Source organism: Flavobacterium sp. B330r (assembly GCF_056824325.1).
Window position 1 is genome coordinate 909,111 of sequence record NZ_CP124860.1, and the last position, 19,880, is coordinate 928,990.

Consider the following 19,880-nt stretch of genomic DNA (forward strand, 5'->3'; position numbering starts at 1 on the left):
AAGTTTATAATGAAACTATACCTTCTATTGTAGAAACTTCTTTGTATTTACTGATTACATCATCTGAGCTGTGCATAGTAACATCTACAGAAACGCTGGTAAATTTACCAGTTTTTGATTTTGTTGTTTTAATCACCGCTCCCATTCTATCGAAAGCTTTTTCAACACGCTCTACATTATCTGCTACAGAAGGTACAATAAATTTGTACAAATATTCTGCCGGCCAAGTGTTTGCGTTATCAAGCTCCACTTTTAATCTTTCGTAAAATTCGGCTGTATTTTTTTCTTTATCGTTCTCCATTTGTAATTAAAAATAAACGCAAATATACGGTTTTTGATTTTAGATTTCTGAGTTTAGATTTTAGAATTTTTTCGGGGTTAAAACTTTGTTTTAAAGGGACAAAGTTACAAAGGCTCAAAGGTGCATAGAAAAAAGTATTCGAAGATTATTTCTTTGTAAAATTTACGCTTATATTTGAGAAATAATCTGCTTAAAAAATTGCTCGCAAAGTCGCAGAGACGCAAAGTTTTTTTTACTAATTAAGCTTTTAAGAAATTACTTTGCGTCTCTGCGACTTTGCGAGATTAAAAAATACTACAATGAAAAAACTCCTTTTACTTTTTATAGTTCTTACACTAAATTCAGTTCAGGCACAAGAAATTAAAACTCTAACCTATTTCCAAAATGACACTTTAAAACTGGATTTAGATCTATATCTGCCTAAGAAAAAAGCTGGCGAAAAAATTCCGTTGATTATGTTCGCTTTCGGTGGTGGATTTTCTGGCGGAGAACGAACAAGCGAAAAAGAATTCGGAAAATTTATGGCTCAAAACGGTTATGCCGTTGCCAGTATTTCGTACAGTTTATATATGAAAGGAAAAGATTTTGGCTGTAAAGGAACTTTAACCGAAAAAATAAAAGCGATCCAAATTGGCGTAAGCGATATGTGGCAGGCAACAGCTTTCTTAGTTGAGAATGCTGATAAATATAATTTTGACACTTCAAAAATCTTTATTTCTGGAATTAGCGCTGGGGCAGAAATTGGTTTTCACGCTTCGTTCTGGGATTATAAATTGATGAATTTATACAAAAGCAATCTGCCTGATAACTTTAAATACAAAGGTTTCATTGGAGGTTCGGGAGCGATTCAAGATATTAATTTGATTACAAAAGAAAAAGCAATTCCGATGTTATTGGCGCACGGAAGCAATGATGATACTGTTCCGTACGCTGCAGGTTCACATCGTTCTTGCCCAACAAATGCTTCTGGTTGGTTGATTCTTTTTGGCTCTTATGCCGTTTATAATCAAATGAACGATTTGCATAAAGACATCGAACTGATTACTTTCTGCGGTGGCGGACATGAATTCTCTGGTTATCTTTTCCACGAAGGACAACAATATGTTTTAGATTTTGTGAATGATGTTCTGAAAGGCAAAAAATTCCAATCGCATTTGATTGTTCCTTCTAAAAACGGAAAAAGTTCTGGGAAGTATTTGTTTTGTGAGTAAAATAAAACCTATGAAAATAATATTGTCAATAATTATTCTAGGATTATGCATTCAATGTAAAGAATCTAAATCTAAAAAAAATGAACAAAAGATCGAGCAAATCTCTGCTGTAAATCATTATAATTTCTTTGGCAAGTCAAGCTTCAAATTTCAATTTTTCTCCGATAGCTCATATATCTTTACAATTATTGACAAAGATATAAATCATGAAAAATTAGAAAAATTTAATGACTTCTGCTACAAGAAAAATGACACTATTTATTTCAGTCAAACACGTTTCCGTTATAACGGAAGTAAAAAAGCAGTCATAAAAAATAATTTCATTGAATTTATTGACGGAGACTTTCCTCTAAAAATTGAAGTCAAAAAGAATGTGTTTCATACAAAAAGTAAATTAGATTTAAAAAAACATAAGGACTACGCTTTTTTTAGTTTTGAAGAAAAATTTCATGAAAGATACTTTCGAAATAGATCAAAAAATATCAAACCTTTAGATTTAAATCAAAACGAATTAACCGAATTGGATGAAATTTTAAAAAAATGCTTTTCAGAAAATAGTTCAAAACTTAGAAATATAAATCAATACCTAAAACAATGTATTGTTGTTTTAAATGAAAAACAAGAAAAAGAAATATGGATAAGCTGTTATTGTAAAGATTTCGATTTGAATGAAACATTTCAATATAGCCTAATAGATATGAGTGACGGCGGAAACTGCAATATTAATTTAAAGATCAATTTAACCAAACATAATTATTCAAATCTAAACATTTCAGGAAGAGCATAAAAAATAGTTTTCTTTTTCCCATTTTAGAAACTGCTCCAGCGGAGCAAAATATTTATAGAAAAACAATTTACCACATATCAAAAAGCTCCGGAGGAGCGACATATTAATTACAATAAAATGTTTCGCTCCTCCAGAGCTTTTTAACCTATGACATCCCTATTTTCTCTATAAATATGTCGTCCCTCTGGGACTTTTTTGTTTCGTAAAATTACATTCATAAAATAATTCCAAAAACAAAACCATCTCTCCTTTTTAGCCCTGATGGAAGCGGAAATCCTTTTGCTTTTTTCTTTAAAAAGCATAAGATTGCAGCGGACAGCAGGAACCCATGACTAGAAAAAATGCCAAATCTTTCGCTTCAAGCAAATATTCTTTTTAATTATAAATAAGTTTAGGTAAATTTGCGCTTTATTTTTAGAATAGTGCAAAAAGAAATTATAGTCTTGCTTGGCGGACCTGGTACTGGAAAATCAACACTTATTAACGAATTGGTAGCTCGTGGCTTTTGCTGCTATCCAGAAATCTCTAGACAGGTTACCATGAAAGCGCAAGAACAAGGCATTGAGCAGTTGTTTCTAGAACAGCCGCTTTTGTTTAGCGAAATGCTATTGGAAGGTCGTATCGATCAATATAAAAATGCTCTTGAAGAACCTGATAATGTGGTTTTTATTGACAGAGGAATTCCAGATGTGGTAGCTTATATGGATTATATTGGCGATGAATATCCGGAAAGTTTCGTTAAAGCATGCGAAGATTATAAATATTCTAAAACTTTTATTTTACCGCCTTGGGAAGAAATTTACCAAAGTGATTCTGAACGTTATGAAAATTTTGATCAGGCAGTAAAAATCCAAGAGCACCTTGTTGAAACTTACAAAAAATATGGTTACGAACTGATTGAAGTTCCTAAAGATACAGTTGAAAACAGAATTCTTTATATCTTAGACAAAATTTAGCGGTATGGTTTAAAGTTGCAAAACTAGAAACTGTTTTCTAAATTTTTAACTTTAAAACCAAAGCAATGCTCGGAGCACAGGATATTCTTCTAAAATACTGGAAACACGACAGTTTTAGATCGTTGCAAAAAGAAATTATCGATTCGGTTCTGGAAGGACAGGATACTTTTGCCGTGCTTCCTACGGGCGGCGGAAAATCAATTTGTTTTCAGGTTCCGGCCATGATGCAAGAAGGAATCTGTCTCGTTATTTCGCCTTTGATTGCCTTAATGAAAGACCAGGTGATGAATCTGCAGAAAAGAGACATCAAAGCAATTGCGCTTACGGGCGGAATTCATACCGAAGAATTGATTGACCTTTTGGATAATTGCCAGTACGGAAATTATAAATTCCTCTACTTATCGCCAGAGCGTTTGCAATCGGATTGGATTCTGGAACGTATTAAAAACCTGCCTATCAATTTAATTGCTATTGACGAAGCGCATTGTGTTTCGCAATGGGGTCATGATTTTAGGCCTGCGTATCTTAAAATTTCGGAATTGAAAAAGTTCTTTCCGAAAATTCCGTTCTTGGCTTTGACTGCAACAGCAACTCCGAGAGTTATTGAAGATATTAGGACGCAGTTAGAATTAAAAAATCCAAGACATTTTCAGCAGTCGTTTGAGCGAAAAAATATCGCTTATATGGTTTTTGAAGTGGAAGATAAATTATACCGCACCGAACAGATTCTTAAAAAAAATCCGCAGCCTTCTATTATATATGTGCGAAATCGCAAAGGGTGTTTAAACATGTCTTCGCAATTGCAATCGTTAGGTTTTACATCAACTTACTATCACGGCGGACTTTCATCTAAAGAAAAAGACAAAAACATGCAGTTGTGGATGTCTGAGCAGGCGCAAGTTATTGTTGCCACAAATGCTTTCGGAATGGGAATTGACAAAGACAATGTAAAAACCGTTATTCATACACAGCTTCCAGAAAACTTAGAAAATTATTATCAAGAATCTGGGCGCGCAGGACGAAATGGCGCAAAAGCCTTTTCGGTTCTTTTGTATAATAATTCAGATTCTATTCAGACGGAACAGCAATTTTTAAATATTTTGCCAGACAAAAAGTTTCTGAAAACGATGTACAACAAACTGTGCAACTACTTTCAGATTGCTTACGGAGAAGGTTTAGACGAAACTTTTTCTTTCAAACTGAATCATTTTTGCAATAAATACGACTTCCCTACTCTTAAAACCTATAATGCTTTACAGTTTCTGAATCAGCAGGGAATTATTACCATGTCTCAGGAGTTTTCAGAGAAAATCAATATTCAGTTTTTGATCGAATCTAAAGAAGTCATTCGATACATGAGTTTAAACCCAAATGACGAAGAAATCATTTTGGCCATTCTAAGAACTTACCCAGGAGTTTACGAGGTAAAATCTAATTTAAACCTGGGATTGATTGCTAAAAAATCGAATCGTTCTGAAGAACAGGTTCTTGCTGTTTTAGAGAAATTAAAAGAAAAAGAAATTATTGAATATAAATCTAAAAATAACGATGCTACAATTTTGTTTAATGAAGTTCGTGAAGATGACCATACTATAAATAGAGTTTCGAAATATTTAGAAAAACAGAATGAAGTTAAAAAAGAACAGCTTTTATCGGTTCTTCATTATATAAAGGACAATAAAACCTGCAAAAACAGATTGGTTTTGGATTATTTTGGAGAAGAAACAAAAGAAAACTGCGGCATCTGTTCGTACTGCATTACACTAAAAGGAAAAATTACCGAGGCCGATTCAATTGCAGATAAGATTTTATCTTTACTCAGAACCGCTTCTTTGACTTCGAGAGAAATAGAAAATCAGATAAAAATGGATACAAAAGACATTTTGTCGGTTCTTCAGGAATTGCTCGAAAACAATCATATCATTATACAAGCGAATAATAAATACACTTTAAAATCATAATGGAGAAATTGAGAATTATATTTATGGGAACGCCAGAATTTGCCGTTGGCATTTTGGACACCATTATTAAAAATAACTATGATGTTGTTGGCGTAATTACTGCTGCAGATAAACCAGCAGGACGCGGACAAAAAATTAAATATTCGGCTGTTAAAGAATATGCACTTGCCAACAACCTTACTTTATTACAGCCAACCAATTTAAAAGACGAGAGTTTCTTAGCCGAATTAAAAGCTTTAAATGCCAATTTACAAATCGTAGTTGCTTTTAGAATGCTGCCAAAAGTGGTTTGGGAAATGCCAAGTTTAGGAACTTTTAATCTTCATGCTTCTTTATTGCCAAATTATCGTGGGGCTGCTCCTATTAATTGGGCTATTATTAATGGAGAAACTAAAACTGGAGTTACGACTTTCTTTATTGATGATAAAATTGATACCGGTGCCATGATTTTAAATTCTGAAATCAATATTGAGCCAGAAGAAACGGCAGGACAACTTCATGATCGTTTAATGGACCTAGGAAGCACAACTGTAATTGATACTTTAAAAGTTATTGAAAACGGAAATGTTACCACAACAATCCAAGAAGACAACCACGATATTAAAACTGCTTATAAATTAAACAAAGAAAACTGCAAGATCGACTGGACAAAATCTGGTGAAGAAATTAATAACTTAATTCGAGGATTAAGTCCGTATCCTGCCTCTTGGTGCTTTTTAAAAGATCAAAATGAAGAATTAAATATCAAAATTTACGAAGCCAAACTAGTCTCAGAATCACATTCTTATGAGATCGGAAAGCTAATTAGCACTAAAAAAGAAATCAAGATTGCAATAAAAGAGGGCTTTATTCAGTTATTAAGTCTACAATTTCCAGGAAAAAAGAGAATGCTTGCCTCAGAATTATTAAATGGAGTAAGCTTTTCAGATGTTGCAAAAGTGTATTAAGGTCAGTAAAACAGGGGTTTGTACCTGTTTTTCATCGATGAATAACACCCTTTATGAACAAAAAAAGCAAGTTATTAACAATTTTTGCTAAAAATAAAGAAAACACTTGCACGCAACGGATTTCCTACTAAATTTGTGTATTAACAATTTTTTTTAACCAACAATTAATAACTAATTATTATGAACAAATCAGAATTAATCGATGCTATCGCTGCTGATGCAGGAATTACAAAAGCTGCGGCGAAATTAGCTTTAGAGTCTTTTTTAGGTAATGTAGGAACTACTTTGAAAAAAGGTGGAAGAGTTTCATTAGTAGGTTTCGGATCATGGTCAGTATCTTCAAGAGCTGCTAGAGACGGTAGAAACCCTCAAACAGGAAAAACTATCAAAATCGCAGCTAAAAACGTTGTAAAATTTAAAGCTGGTGCTGAATTAGAAGGTGCAGTGAACTAAGTAAGAAAGTTCTCTAAACTTATAATATAATTAAAACCTTCCTTCTGGAAGGTTTTTTTATGCGGTTTAACGATTTTTTTTGTGATTTTAATTTTTTTATGATTAAATTTAATAAAAATTGTAACCGTATGATTTCAGAAAAATTAAAAAAAGGACACCTGCTTATTGCCGAGCCTTCAATAATTGGAGATTTATCTTTTAACAGATCGGTAATTTTATTAGCAGACCATAACAAGGAAGGATCAATAGGTTTTATAATTAATAAGCCATTAAAATATACTATTAATGACTTAATACCCGAGATTGATGCTAACTTTAAGATATATAACGGCGGCCCTGTAGAACAAGACAACCTTTATTTTATTCACAATATCCCTGAATTAATCCCAAATAGTGTTGAGATTTCAAACGGGATTTATTGGGGTGGCGATTTTGAGTCAACCAAGGACTTAATAAACAACGGATCTATTAGCAAAAATAATATTCGTTTTTTCTTAGGCTACACTGGTTGGGAAGAAAATCAGCTTGAGAATGAAATGCAGGGAAACTCTTGGATTATTGCTGATAATAATTACAAAAATAAAATTATCGGAAAATCTACTACCCATTTTTGGAAAGAGCAGATTATTGAGCTTGGCGGCGATTATCTTATTTGGTCTAACGCACCTGAAAATCCATATCTGAATTAATTTTCAGAGATGGATTCATTTAGTCGCTGCACTAATAAATGAGCCAGATTTGTTGTAAACTCCTTTTTTCGATATTTAGTTATCGGCTGTATTCCCATGATTACATTAGTTAGAAATAATTCGTCTGCTTTTTGAAGATCAAACGGCGAAATTATTTCTTCTGATACCTCTATACCTTCTATTTTTTTAGCTAGAACTAAAATCTGTTTACGCATAATTCCGTTTAAAGCACCTTCTGAAACTGGAGGCGTAATAAGCTTGTTACCCATTACCATAAAAATATTTCCCTGAAGTGCTTCTACAACATTTTTACTATCATTCAGTAAGATACAATTTGCCAAATCATTTTCACTCGCATAAATACTTCCTGTAATATTAATTATCTTATTGGTCGTTTTAAGAGAAGATAATAATTGTTTTGTCACGTAGAAGTCTTTATACAAATCTACTTCGTATTCGTTTGCATTTACGCTATAGGATTTATTTCCAAGAGAAATAGCGTTGATTAAGAATGAAATATCATTGCTTTTGGGAAGATATAAACCGCCATCGTTTCTAAAAACTGTAATTCTTGCTCGTGCTGAAGCCTCAATTCCTTGTTCTTTTACCAAACTAAGAATCTGTTCTTCAAAATACTCCATTGTAAAATCCATCGGAATCATCATTCTAACCACACGCATTGAAGCCATTAATCTAAAATAATGATCTTCAAGGAACAAGATTTTCCCATTGACAATTTTTACTGTTTCGAATATTCCGTCACCATACAAAAAAGCGCGGTTTAGAGTTAACATATTGTCTTCCTGCGCTATATTTCCGTTAAAATTAATCATAAAAAAACCCTGAATTTTGTTCAGGGCAAATATAAGGTATAAAATAGACTTTTGCTAAACAGATCCTATAAGATGTTTTAGATCTGAGATCTGATTCTCCCACAATTGTTTAGCTTCGCCTAATTCATCTTTATCGGCAAAATCGACTACCATAAGCGATACATCTTTAGTCAATTCATCGACTAAAATATGAAGTTCAAAAAAGTACTCAGTATCTTTACTGCTATCATCAACCCATTTGAATTTTACTTTTTCTCCAGATTTTTTTGAAGCCAGACGCGCTTTTTCCTGTGAATCATTCCACATAAAGGTAAAAAATTCACCTCTTGAATTAACATTGTCAGCAAACCATTCTTGTAAACCTGACGGAGTTGATATATATTGATACAATAATTGTGGCGAAGAATTGATCGGAAACTCTATTTCGTAACGTATTTTTGAATCCATGTGCTACTTTATTTTTTTTCGAAATATAAGAATATATGTCCAAAAACAATGCATTTTTAAAAATATTTTTTTTTCTTCATTTTATGCTTGTATGCTTTAATAATATTTATATCTTTGCACCCGCAATCAGGAATTCATGATAGCAGTCCAGGCGAGGTAGCTCAGTTGGTTAGAGCGCAGGATTCATAACCCTGAGGTCACGGGTTCAACTCCCGTCCTCGCTACAGGTAAACACCACTTTTCGAAGTGGTGTTTTTTTTTACCATTACCATCTTAAAAGTTATGGAAGAATTTGTAGTTTACATACTTTATTCTAAAAAATTCGGAAAGAACTATACTGGATTCACTTCCAACTTGATAGAAAGATTTAAATCTCACAATCTTTTGGCAAAAAAAGGTTACACTATCAAATTTAGACCTTGGGAAGTAATCTATGTTGAGTTTTTCAATTCAAAGAATGATGCGATGAAAAGAGAGAAATTTCTAAAAACTGGGATGGGAAGAGAGTTCATAAAAAAATTGATTCAGCAACAACTATAGCAGGATTCTTATCCGCCAACGCGGACACGGGTTCAACTCCCGTCCTCGCTACTTAAAGGTAAAACCCTTAGACAGAAACATTTAAGGGTTTTTTATTATCTTTAAATAAAAAATACTCCTCATTTTATGGAAGGCGAAATAAATTTAAGTACTATTTTGGAGAATCTTAATCCTGTTCTTAATGAAGGAAAATATGTTTTTACAAAAGTAGATTCTCTGGAACAGATTCCTTTTTCAAAAATTTTATTTCTATTTAAAGAAAAAGAAGGCATTACTGTAGTATTAGAAAAACATTTTGCAGAAGAGCTTAATCTTCATTTCTCTTATATTGCTTCTTGGATTACTTTAGAAGTTCATTCTTCTTTAGCCGCTGTGGGTTTGACCGCTGCATTTTCTCAGGCACTAGGAAATGCCAATATTAGTTGCAATGTAGTTGCCGCCTATTTACACGACCACATATTTGTTGACGAAAATGACGCTCTGAAAGCAATGGATGTACTGCTGAAATTGAAAGAAGAAAATAAAAATTCTTTGTAATTAAAAAATCAAAAAATAACCATAAAAACTGCCATTAAAATAGTTATTTTGCAGAGGTAATTTATAACATATGGACATAGTAAAATTTAAGATCACATCTAAAACTATAAAAGTAGAAGTACGTAATTCTAATAATTATGTTTTTAATTTCAATACTGCTTTAGATATTGCCAAAGAAGACAAAGATGTTTTATTAAAACTTTACAATGCGCTTGATCTTCTTTTTAAGAAAGAGCAAATTAGCGAAAACAAAAACTACATTTCGCCAAATCAAACCAACATCTTAGATCAGATTTCTGCTGCAGATTTGGAACAGGAAAAGCAATAATTATTTTTTAGTCTTTCCTTAATAATTTTTAAGAAAATAGTAAAAGTCCTTGAATAAATATATTCAGGGACTTTCTTTTTACAATTCTTTTCCCTGTCATCAAAAAACAGTAATTTTATCTGTACCCTTAAAAAAATATTTTTCTGTATCTGTACCCAAATCTTTAAGAGCAATAATTTTGCTAAAAAAAGATATGGAATCTAAAGCAATAACACAGAAAAAAATAACTTTTAGAGAGGTATATATATTTGACATGGAGATTTTACAAAACATCTTCAATAAAAATAGTAATGTGAAAGCTGAAGATAAAATGCTTTTTGGAATTCCTTTTCTTCTTTGCGAAAAAGACAATAAAATTAATTCGTTTGCTAGTTTAATATTGGATGAAAAGAACGAAATCATATTTCAAATATATGATGACGGAAGTTTGACTAATGAAGACAGAATAATATTTAATGAATACATTCTGAATTTTTTAAAGAAAAAGAGGAATGCAAATTTCAATAACGCCGAACAATTAAGGCAAAGCACAGAACATTTTGTTCACTGCCTGAGCTTTTAGACGCTTAACGGAAAAGAAAAAATGAAAAATCACGAAACATTATATTTTAAAATTGCCAAAATTATTGAGGATCAAATTCACAATGAGACTCTTTCGCTTGGCGACAAACTGCCTTCTGTTAGAAGTGCGCAAAAGCTGTATAATGTTAGCTTAAATACCATTAAGCAAGCGTATTTGGAATTAGAGAGCCGTTCGCTTATAGAATCCCGCCCAAAAACGGGATATTATGTGAGTAAAAGTTCACAGCGAACGACGGCACTTCCCACAATTGCGAGTATAAACAATCACGAAACAAAAAACACCCCTGAAGATCTTATTGATAAAGTTTTCGGCACCATCAATCAAACCGATGTAACACAATTTGCACTCGGATTACCCGGAAAGAATTTCCTTCCAGTTGCTAAACTTAATAAAGGAATCATCAATGCTGTTCGCAATAGAGGTGATGCAGGCACTGCCTACGAACCAGTTCAGGGATCGGAAGAACTTCGACGAGCCATTGCAAAATGGGCATTGGTTATGGAAGGAAAAATTACGGAAGATGATCTTGTAATTACTTCTGGTGCCATGCACGCAATGTATAATGCGCTTATGGCCGTGACATCTCCTGGAGATAGCGTTGCGGTAGAAAGTCCAGCCTATTTTGGAATACTTCAAGCAATTAAGGCATTAGGCCTGAAAGCGGTTGAAATTCCAACCCATCCTTTGTATGGATTAGATCTTGATGCCTTGAAAAAAGTACTGCCTGAGATTAAGGCTTGTTGTTTTGTTACCAATTTCAATAATCCAATGGGATTTCAAATGCCTGATGAAAACAAACGGGAATTGGTAAGGCTAATTACTCAATACAACATTCCGTTAATTGAAGATGATATTTACGGTAATCTTTACTTTGGTTCAGAGCGTCCGAAACCTTGTAAATTTTATGATGAAGCTGGTTTGGTTTTGTGGATAGGATCTGTTTCTAAAACTCTTGCGCCTGGTTATCGTGTTGGTTGGATTGCTCCTGGAAAATTTAAAGACAAAATTATACGTCAAAAGCTGGTTCAAACAGTTTGTAATTCCTCTTTATACTCAGATGTTATTGCAGATTTCTTAGAACACGGACGTTACGATCATCATCTTAGAACATTTAGAAATAAGCTTTATGCTAATTATCTCCAGATTAACCGAGCTGTAGAATCTTATTTCCCTGACAATACTAAAATAGCACAACCAAAAGGCGGTTTTATGTTATGGCTAGAATTAGATGAAAGAATTTCTACAACAGAATTATACAACACTGCCCTAGCCCAAAAAATCGTCTTTGCGCCGGGAAGAATTTTTTCGCAGTACAATCAATACAACAACTGCATGAGATTGACGTATGTTTTAGAATGGAATGAACGCGTCGATTCTGATTTAGAAAAATTGGGCAGAATAATAAAAAACAGTATTTAATAGCATTATGAAGAATAAAGACCAAGTAGAAATAACAACTTATAATCCGAAGTATCAAAAAAGTTTTAAGGATTTAAATATAGAGTGGATTTCGACTTATTTTGTAGTTGAACCAAATGACATAAAAGCGCTCGATCATGCCGAAGAATATATTATAAATAAAGGCGGAGAAATATTTTCTGCCATTTTAAATGATGAAGTTTTAGGCGTTTGCTCTTTAATAAAAGGTGATGGAAAAGAGTATGATTACGAATTGGCCAAAATGGCTGTAAGTCCGAAAGCGCAAGGAAAAGGTGTTGGACTATTATTGGCTGAATCGGCAATAAAATGGGCTATAGAACAAGGCGCTTCTAAAATCTATCTGGAAAGCAACACCAAACTGAAACCCGCTATTAAATTGTATGAAAAACTAGGTTTTAAAGAAATAACAGGCATTTCGTCATCTTACGACAGAGTAGATATTCAAATGATGCTTACGCTGAATTCTTAAATATCCCAAAAAACAAAACCCCTTAAATCTATCTGTGTTTAAGGGGTTTTATTTTTATCCTTATTTAAAAATATTTCGAATGACTTTACCAATCTCCACAAAATCGTCGTGACTGCTTACAGCTCTTTTTTCTATAGTATTTATTTCTGTTTTGCTAAAAGGATAAATGAGTATATAATTATTATTGCTCGCTCTACTATTAAGCAGATCTGGCACATCCTTCATATGCGGAACGTAAGAACGCATTCCTTTATCGGCCATCATAATTATCAATCCAACGTCTTGTCCTAGATCGAAAGCAATTTCTTGCGCTTCTTGCCAAGAACCAATGGTTTCAAATGTAGCTTCAATTGATGCTTTTTTTACAATCCTTTTCAAAATGAGCATGGTTTTGTCTTTTCCATAGAAACTCATTTTCGCACCAGAATTACGTCCGATATTCCAGATCCTTAACATCGAATGAAAAAATCCAGCATCCATTTCTGCATTTTCAGGTATCAGCACAGCATATTTTTTAATTGTCGATACCGGCTGAACTGCATGATACACCATGAGATTTATATTTTTATTTCGAAGGTATCCGTTGTACAAATTGTATACAAAAGAAGCCGAAAAGCCTTTTCCACCTTGTAATCCTACAATAAGATCGGTAATTTCTTTTTCTTTAACAACATTACTTATTCCGCTGGCGGTATCATTATCATGGCGCGTAATGGGATTTAGTTTAACATCGGCCGCCGAAGCTGCTTTTACTGCCGCTTCTAAAATTCTTTCGGCATTTTTTACCGACGATTCATTTTCTTCTTCATTAATAACATTTACAGCAAAAATTCGATCTGTGTTGGTTGAAGTTTTTACCATAAGTCCCAGATTGACCATTTTATCTACGGTATCTTCATGGTTAAGCGCCAAAAGTATATTTTCTTTTTCTTCACTATTTCCCGATACTTTATTGTCCTTATCTGCATCTGCTATACGCTGGGCAGTTGCCATAGAAACGAAAGAAGATACAGTACAGGAAATCAAAATCAGAAGTATGCTGCCATTTAAAACATGATCGTTTAAAAGTCTTATTGGTTCGCCTGCATCATTTTCTCCAATAATGATATTGTACCCAACCATCACTGATGCTAAAGTTGCCGCAGCAGAAGCCGAACTCATTCCAAAAATCAGTTTGCCTTCATCATTGGTCAATTTAAATGTTTTCTGAGTTAAGATTGCTGCAAAATATTTTCCGCCAATTGAAGCAATCAGCATAATTGCGGCCACCCATAAGGTTTCCCAGCTTTGTATAAAAGCACTAAAATCAATAAGCATTCCCACACTTATCAAAAAGAAAGGAATAAAAATGGCATTCCCTACAAACTCTACCCTATTCATTAAAGAGGAAGTATGCGGAATCAGTCTGTTTAACGCCAGTCCTGCAAAAAATGCTCCAATTATCGATTCAATTCCAGCAAGTTCAGCTAGAAGCGCGGCAAGGTAAATCATTACAATAACAAAAAGATACTGCGAAATTTTATCTTCTACATTCTTAAAAAACCATCGGGCAATTATGGGAAACACTAATAAAACAATCAAAGTAAATAGAACCATAGAAATGGAAAGTTTCAGCCAAAACGCTGTTCCGACTTCTCCTTGTGACATTCCGACTACAACAGCCAAAACAAGAAGAGAAAGAACGTCTGTTATCATGGTTCCGCCTACCGTTACATTAACCGCAAGATTTTTAGCAATTCCTAAACTGCTGATCATTGGATATACAATTAAAGTATGCGATGAAAACAAACTGGCAAAAAGCACCGAAGTCAATAATGAAAAACCTAAAATGTAATAACCGCCAACAAGTCCTAAAATAAAAGGAACAGCAAAAGTGTAAAGAGAAAAGGTGATGCTCTTCCATTTATTTTTTTTGAAATCGGCCATATCAATTTCCAATCCAGCCAAAAACATAATATACAACAATCCTGTTGTACCCGTCACCACAACGCTGCTGTCTCTTGAAAGCAATCCAAAACCGTTAGGACCAACAACAGCTCCAGCAATGATAAGCCCAAGCAAATGTGGCACCTTAATTTTATTCAATAAAAGAGGAATGCACAAGATGATGATAATTTCGATAAGAAATTTTAAAAGCGGATCTTCTATTGGGAGAGTTATATGATGTATACTCAAAAACATAAATTATTTTTTAGATGGCGTAAGTTCGACCGAGAATTTTGTAGTGCAATTGTCTTGTCCAGTTATGGTCTGCGTTCCTTTAATGACATTTTTTTTGATATCGTCCAATACAACATTAATTTTTATATTGCTTTTAGCAGAACTCTCTTTGGCTGAATCGAGTACTATTTTATTGACTAAATATTGTCCTCTAAAAACTCTCTTAATCTGATTATTGCTCAATACATTCGCGTACATTCCTGTAGAATCTGATGCAAATTCCCAGACTTCTGTACGCTGATCTCCAATAACATAATTACTGCAATTGGATTCTCGGCAAATCATTTTACTGTTCCATTTAATCTTTAGGCTATCTGGCCAAGTCTGAATCTTGGGCACCGAATCTTTTATCTGTACAGCCAATTGAAGACTGTCTTTCATCTTCAACAATAATTCATATTCGGCTTCTTTGTCGGCAAATTTCTGTTCGCGTTCCAGAAGCGCGTTTTCTCTTTGTGTGAGTTCTTGTTCTTTTTTATTATCACAGGAAATCAAAAAAGGAATAAGGATTAAAACTAAAAGTCTTTGCAAAGTCATAGCAGTTAATTTTTGTAACCAACAATTTAAGGATAAAAATCGGTTTATCGCAGTAATGGCTCGAAAAACACCAATACTAACATTGCTTTTCCTTTGCTAATTTGTTTTTATACATAAAAAAAGAAGCGTATAAATTGTAACATTTATTATGCAAAAGCGTCAAATCTTAAATTAAATTACGGTTCTTTGTAACTTATTACATTCTCACTTGGGACAACTCAATTTCTGAATACAATAATATTGACTCCAATGAGTTTAGAACTAGGAAGCTAGTCACGATATTTTCGTTATGGACAATAAAAAATTTATTTTAAGTTTAAAAAAAGGTAATGAAGCAGCTTTCAAAGAAGTCTACTTCAACTATTACGATAAACTTATAAATATTGCCAAACGATTCCATTCTTCTGTACTTACTCCCGAAGATTTTGTTCAGGAAACTTTCATAAGACTATACAATAAAAGAGAACTGCTTAACGAAGAGGTACTGTTCGACAAACAGATCTTTACTATCTGCAAGAACATTATTATTAATCATGTTAACAGAGAAAATAAAATAGTACAGCTTGATCCTTCTCAAGTTGAAATGCTAGATGAAGAAACTGACACTGGAATTTTTGAAGAAAGACAAGAAAAACTACAAAATTTCATAAATCAGCTTCCAGAGCAGCAGCAAAAAATATTCACTTTACACAAACTGGAAAACCTTAGCTATAAGGAGATTGCAGAAATAACGGATCTTTCTGAAAAGACCATTGCCAATCATATTTATCTCGCCAGTAAATTTATTCGAAAAAAAATCGAAAACCATTAGGAACTTTTTAGTTCTCGTTTGTTATACTAAAAAACAAGAACTAAAAATGCATATCGAAGCGTATAAAACTAATGTAAAAACAAAGAAAGACGCAAGTTTACTTGTAGCTTATTTACAGTTTATTATTTCTGATTGTATCATAAATTTTGATCGTCAAGGAAAAGAAAACATCCTTAAAATCGAAACTAATCGAGACATTAAAGAAATGGTTTACAGTGTTTTTAACAAACAAGGTTTTCATTGTCAAATCATTTACACCTAAAAAAAATGGATCAGGAAAAATTTGACGAGGAATTTAAAAAGTTATGGGAAGAGTCTCCCCTTTCTCATTCGGACACCGAAAAACAAGCTTCGTGGGAACAATTCCATGCTAAAACATTTTCTGAGAAGAAAAGGAAATTTAAACCTTGGCATCTTTATGCGGCGGCTTCTGTTTTACTTTTTACACTTATTGGAACTGGAATTTATTTCAACCAGGAAACTGCTGCTGAAAATATAGTTCTTGCCGAAAATGTAATCGAAAATACTACCTCAGCCATAAAGTATGTTGTTTTGCCAGATAGTTCAAAAGTAGAATTAGGTCCGAATTCTAAAATTTCTTTTGGGCAGAATTTTGCCTTGAACAGAAAAATTCAAATTGATGGTGAGGCTTATTTTAAAGTTAAAAAAGACAAACAGCATCCTTTTCAGGTTTTCTGCGATGAAACGACAACTACCGTTTTAGGAACTTCTTTTACGGTTAAAGAATCTGAAAATGAAGAAGTGACCGTTGAACTTTTTGAAGGAAGCGTTCAAATGAATGTAAAAGGCCAAAATCAAAAATGGATTTTGAAACCTGGTGATAAATTTACCTACGGAAACCAAACGGCTTCAGTAACAGAATTTAGCAGATTTATAGATTTTGATAACGAAAAACTGTCGATTATCAGTCAATACATTGAAGAAAACTATGGCTATAAAGTCAATATTCCGAAAGAAAATCTTGATCAGAAAATTACAATCCGAATCAATAAAAAAGAGGATTTAAAAACAATTTTACAATTAATATCAGAAATGTATAACCTAAATTTTGAAATAAATGAAGATTTAAAACAGATCACTTTTCAATAAAAAACAAGAAAGGATGTAAGCCGCGAAACTCCACATCCTCCTAATATTCAGGATAACACGAGGTTATTCCATTTAATAATATTCAAAAATACAAAATTTCATGAAGCATATAATTTCAGCATGCTTTTTTTTATTCAGTTTATGTATGTCCGCTCAGAGCGTTACCATAACTGTAGATCAAAATACGACATTAAAAGAGTTCTTCAAGCAGATTGAAAATCAAACCGATTTTAAATTTGCTTTTACAGATCAAATTGATACGAATAAAAAATATTTTACGAAAAAAAGCACTTTTAAGACTATCGAAATTGAGAAGATTATTTCTGAATTAAATCAAACTTCGATTGTACAGTTTTCTATTTCGGGCAATAATATTTTTGTCAAACAGAAATCTCAAACTCAAAAAACAGCTAAAAAAAAAAATAAGCTGACAGGTCGCATTTTTGACGATGAAAGACAACCCGTTATTGGCGCCAATGTTTTTATTAAAGAATTGGAAACAGGTGTTGTAACAGATGTTAATGGAAATTATAGCATTGAAGTTCCTGACGGAAATTACACGGTTCAAGTAAGTTATGTTGGATTTAAAAATGAAGAAAAACGAGTTTCTGTTACAGATGACAATAAAGTCAATTTCAACATAGATCCAGATAGCCAGCAATTGGGAGAAGTTATTGTAATGAACAATAAAGCTGCCGATATTAAAGCAACTCAAATGAGTGTTAATAAGCTTTCGATGCAGGAAATTAAAAAAATTCCTGTTGCTATGGGTGAGCCAGATCCATTAAAATCAATTTTGACTCTTCCTGGAGTTACCAATGCGGGAGAAGCTTCTTCGGGTTTTAATGTAAGAGGTGGTGCTGCCGATCAGAATTTGATTCTTTTGGATGGTGCGCCAGTTTATGCAGATTCGCATATGTTTGGGTTCTTCTCTATTTTTAATGCCGATATCGTTAACGGTTTAGATTTATATAAAGGAGGGATTCCTTCAAAATTTGGAGGACGTGTTTCTTCTGTTTTAGATGTAACGCAGCAAACTGGAGATTTTGAAGAATATAAAGTAAATGGAGGAATTGGAATTATCTCCAGCCGTCTTTTAGTTCAAGGTCCGTTAGAAAAAGAAAAAGGTTCTTTTATTGTTTCTGGGCGAGCTTCTTATGCGCATTTATTTATGAAATTGGCAGATAATAATAACTCAGCGATGTTTTATGATTTAAATGCCAAATTAAATTATCGTTTTAATGCCAAGAATACACTTTCGTTTTCGGGTTATTTCGGAAATGATTTATTCGATATTAACGATCGTTTTGCAAGTACGTATGGAAGCACAATGGGGATTTTAAATTGGAAACATAAATTTACTGATCGCTTGAACAGCAATTTATCCGTTTTTTATAGTGATTACAGATTCAATCTAGAAATTCCAATTGAAAGTTTTAAATGGGACAGCAATATTGCGAGTTACGGATTGAAATACAATTGGAATTTCCAACAATCGGAGAAGTTTAAAATCAATTATGGAATTGATGGTTTGTATTATAATTTCAATCCTGGCGTTGTAAAACCGACTTCTTCAGATTCGCAGTTTAATTATATGCAGCTGGATAAAAAATATGCTTTAGAAACTTCTGCTTTTGTCGATTTTGAAAATCAGATTACAGAAAAACTGACTTTCCGCTATGGACTTCGTTACAGCATGTTTTACCGTTTAGGAGATGAAACCATCAGCACTTACGAAAACAATCAGGCTGTTGTTTATAATCCTTTATACAATATTTATGAGGAAGGAACTCCAAACGGAAGCATTTCTTATGGAAAAGGAAAAAAAATCAGCAGTTTCAATAATTTTGAACCGAGAGCTGCATTGTCTTATGCTTTTAACGACGAAACTTCTGTAAAAGCAAGTTACAACAGAATGGCACAATACATTCATATTTTATCAAACACACAGTCACCGTTGCCAATGAGCATCTGGACACCAAGCGGACCTTTCACAAAACCTCAGCTTTTGGACCAATATGCGATGGGGTATTTCAGAAATTTCAAAGACGGAGATTACTCTTTAGAAACCGAATTATTCTATAAAAATGTTCAAAATCGTATTGACTATATTGACGGCGCTGATGTTTTGGCTAACAACAATATTGAGCAAGTTATTCTAAACGGAAAAGCCCGATCTTATGGTTTAGAATTGTTATTCAGAAAAAATACAGGCGTTTTCACTGGATGGGTCTCTTATACTTTATCTAGAGCAGAACAAAAAACGCCAGGGAGAACTCCCGAAGAACCAGGAATTGCAAATGGCGACTGGTATTTATCTGGTTACGACAAACTGCATAATTTGAGTATTGTGGGAAGTTATGAATTGAACCCAAAATGGTCATTTAATGGAAATTTCACTTTACAGTCTGGACAGCCGGTAACGTATGCCAATGGTTATTATGAAATGGGAGGCATTCATATTCCGAATTATTCTTTGAGAAACGAAAATAGATTACCGCTTTTCCATCACTTAGATGTTGCGGCTACATACACGCCAAAACCAGACAAAAAGAAAGGATGGCAGAGCTATTGGGTATTTAGCCTTTATAATATTTACAACAGAAAAAATGCGGCTTCTATGAGTTTTACAACCAATGAAGATACAGGAGCAAATGAAACCAGAAGGCTTTCTATTTTCGGAATTGTTCCTGGAGTTTCTTATAATTTTAAATTTTAAT

General features: G+C 33.3%; 22 protein-coding genes and 1 tRNA gene. 18 read left to right on the top strand and 5 right to left on the bottom strand.

Going from position 1 to position 19,880, the window contains the following annotated elements:
* Positions 1-4: 4 nt before the first annotated feature.
* Positions 5-301, bottom strand: a complete 297-nt coding sequence (locus QLQ95_RS04100; RefSeq protein WP_066033683.1) for a DUF493 family protein — start codon at positions 299-301, stop codon at positions 5-7.
* Between the two features lie 299 nt (positions 302-600).
* Between QLQ95_RS04100 and QLQ95_RS04105 the strand changes: the two genes are divergently transcribed.
* The 7 genes from QLQ95_RS04105 (at position 601) to QLQ95_RS04135 (ending at position 7,305) form a co-directional block, all read left to right on the top strand.
* Positions 601-1,512, top strand: coding sequence for an alpha/beta hydrolase family protein (locus QLQ95_RS04105; protein ID WP_428239140.1), 912 nt, complete (start codon positions 601-603; stop codon positions 1,510-1,512).
* Positions 1,505-2,299 carry a hypothetical protein gene (locus QLQ95_RS04110; protein ID WP_428239139.1) on the top strand — a complete coding sequence of 265 codons (795 nt, stop codon included), beginning with the start codon at positions 1,505-1,507 and terminating at the stop codon, positions 2,297-2,299. Before QLQ95_RS04105 ends, QLQ95_RS04110 begins: the two co-directional genes overlap by 8 nt.
* 422 nt (positions 2,300-2,721) lie before the next feature.
* On the top strand, positions 2,722-3,255 hold the full coding sequence (locus tag QLQ95_RS04115) for an AAA family ATPase (RefSeq protein ID WP_250837272.1): 534 nt from the start codon (positions 2,722-2,724) through the stop codon (positions 3,253-3,255).
* Positions 3,256-3,320: 65 nt separating this feature from the next.
* A complete protein-coding gene (locus QLQ95_RS04120; protein ID WP_428239138.1) occupies positions 3,321-5,216 on the top strand; it encodes a RecQ family ATP-dependent DNA helicase in 1,896 nt (631 codons plus the stop codon).
* Positions 5,216-6,163 carry a methionyl-tRNA formyltransferase gene (gene fmt, locus QLQ95_RS04125; RefSeq protein WP_428239137.1) on the top strand — a complete coding sequence of 316 codons (948 nt, stop codon included), beginning with the start codon at positions 5,216-5,218 and terminating at the stop codon, positions 6,161-6,163. The genes QLQ95_RS04120 and fmt overlap by 1 nt, the downstream gene beginning before the upstream one ends.
* Positions 6,164-6,343: 180 nt before the next feature.
* A complete protein-coding gene (locus QLQ95_RS04130; RefSeq protein ID WP_008464760.1) occupies positions 6,344-6,616 on the top strand; it encodes an HU family DNA-binding protein in 273 nt (90 codons plus the stop codon).
* Between the two features lie 128 nt (positions 6,617-6,744).
* On the top strand, positions 6,745-7,305 hold the full coding sequence (locus QLQ95_RS04135) for a YqgE/AlgH family protein (protein WP_008464759.1): 561 nt from the start codon (positions 6,745-6,747) through the stop codon (positions 7,303-7,305).
* Here the strand turns inward: QLQ95_RS04135 and QLQ95_RS04140 are convergent.
* Together QLQ95_RS04140 and QLQ95_RS04145 are read right to left on the bottom strand one after the other, a co-directional pair.
* Positions 7,302-8,138, bottom strand: coding sequence for an aminotransferase class IV (locus QLQ95_RS04140; protein ID WP_482502747.1), 837 nt, complete (start codon positions 8,136-8,138; stop codon positions 7,302-7,304). The genes QLQ95_RS04135 and QLQ95_RS04140 overlap by 4 nt on opposite strands.
* 54 nt (positions 8,139-8,192) lie before the next feature.
* The gene (locus tag QLQ95_RS04145; RefSeq protein WP_095929482.1) at positions 8,193-8,585 is read right to left on the bottom strand and encodes an START-like domain-containing protein; all 393 of its coding nucleotides are present in this window, start codon (positions 8,583-8,585) and stop codon (positions 8,193-8,195) included.
* Positions 8,586-8,735: 150 nt separating this feature from the next.
* On the opposite strand from QLQ95_RS04145, the gene QLQ95_RS04150 reads away from it, so the two are divergent.
* The 7 genes from QLQ95_RS04150 (at position 8,736) to QLQ95_RS04180 (ending at position 12,482) form a co-directional block, all read left to right on the top strand.
* Positions 8,736-8,809, top strand: a tRNA-Met gene (locus QLQ95_RS04150).
* A 58-nt stretch (positions 8,810-8,867) separates the two neighbouring features.
* Entirely contained in the window at positions 8,868-9,125 is a 258-nt protein-coding gene (locus tag QLQ95_RS04155; RefSeq protein WP_428239135.1) for a GIY-YIG nuclease family protein, read from the top strand.
* Positions 9,126-9,251: 126 nt separating this feature from the next.
* Positions 9,252-9,662 carry an ACT domain-containing protein gene (locus QLQ95_RS04160; RefSeq protein ID WP_482502749.1) on the top strand — a complete coding sequence of 137 codons (411 nt, stop codon included), beginning with the start codon at positions 9,252-9,254 and terminating at the stop codon, positions 9,660-9,662.
* Positions 9,663-9,732: 70 nt separating this feature from the next.
* On the top strand, positions 9,733-9,990 hold the full coding sequence (locus tag QLQ95_RS04165; protein WP_095929479.1) for a hypothetical protein: 258 nt from the start codon (positions 9,733-9,735) through the stop codon (positions 9,988-9,990).
* A gap of 49 nt (positions 9,991-10,039) precedes the next feature.
* Complete coding sequence (locus QLQ95_RS04170) at positions 10,040-10,552, top strand: hypothetical protein (protein WP_482502751.1); 513 nt, start codon at positions 10,040-10,042, stop codon at positions 10,550-10,552.
* Between the two features lie 21 nt (positions 10,553-10,573).
* On the top strand, positions 10,574-11,992 hold the full coding sequence (locus QLQ95_RS04175) for an aminotransferase-like domain-containing protein (RefSeq protein ID WP_095929477.1): 1,419 nt from the start codon (positions 10,574-10,576) through the stop codon (positions 11,990-11,992).
* A gap of 7 nt (positions 11,993-11,999) precedes the next feature.
* Positions 12,000-12,482: a GNAT family N-acetyltransferase gene (locus tag QLQ95_RS04180; protein WP_482502752.1), complete on the top strand. Its 483-nt coding sequence runs from the start codon at positions 12,000-12,002 to the stop codon at positions 12,480-12,482.
* Between the two features lie 60 nt (positions 12,483-12,542).
* Here QLQ95_RS04180 and QLQ95_RS04185 read toward each other — a convergent pair whose 3' ends face one another.
* Together QLQ95_RS04185 and QLQ95_RS04190 are read right to left on the bottom strand one after the other, a co-directional pair.
* A complete protein-coding gene (locus QLQ95_RS04185) occupies positions 12,543-14,663 on the bottom strand; it encodes a cation:proton antiporter (protein ID WP_482502754.1) in 2,121 nt (706 codons plus the stop codon).
* Positions 14,664-14,666: 3 nt separating this feature from the next.
* A complete protein-coding gene (locus tag QLQ95_RS04190; RefSeq protein ID WP_320493145.1) occupies positions 14,667-15,239 on the bottom strand; it encodes a hypothetical protein in 573 nt (190 codons plus the stop codon).
* Between the two features lie 289 nt (positions 15,240-15,528).
* On the opposite strand from QLQ95_RS04190, the gene QLQ95_RS04195 reads away from it, so the two are divergent.
* The 4 genes from QLQ95_RS04195 (at position 15,529) to QLQ95_RS04210 (ending at position 19,879) form a co-directional block, all read left to right on the top strand.
* Positions 15,529-16,050, top strand: coding sequence for an RNA polymerase sigma factor (locus QLQ95_RS04195; RefSeq protein WP_095929473.1), 522 nt, complete (start codon positions 15,529-15,531; stop codon positions 16,048-16,050).
* A 46-nt stretch (positions 16,051-16,096) separates the two neighbouring features.
* Positions 16,097-16,312: a hypothetical protein gene (locus QLQ95_RS04200; protein ID WP_095929472.1), complete on the top strand. Its 216-nt coding sequence runs from the start codon at positions 16,097-16,099 to the stop codon at positions 16,310-16,312.
* Between the two features lie 5 nt (positions 16,313-16,317).
* On the top strand, positions 16,318-17,160 hold the full coding sequence (locus QLQ95_RS04205; protein ID WP_482502757.1) for a FecR family protein: 843 nt from the start codon (positions 16,318-16,320) through the stop codon (positions 17,158-17,160).
* 100 nt (positions 17,161-17,260) lie between these two features.
* A complete protein-coding gene (locus QLQ95_RS04210; protein ID WP_482502759.1) occupies positions 17,261-19,879 on the top strand; it encodes a carboxypeptidase-like regulatory domain-containing protein in 2,619 nt (872 codons plus the stop codon).
* Position 19,880: the final 1 nt, after the last annotated feature.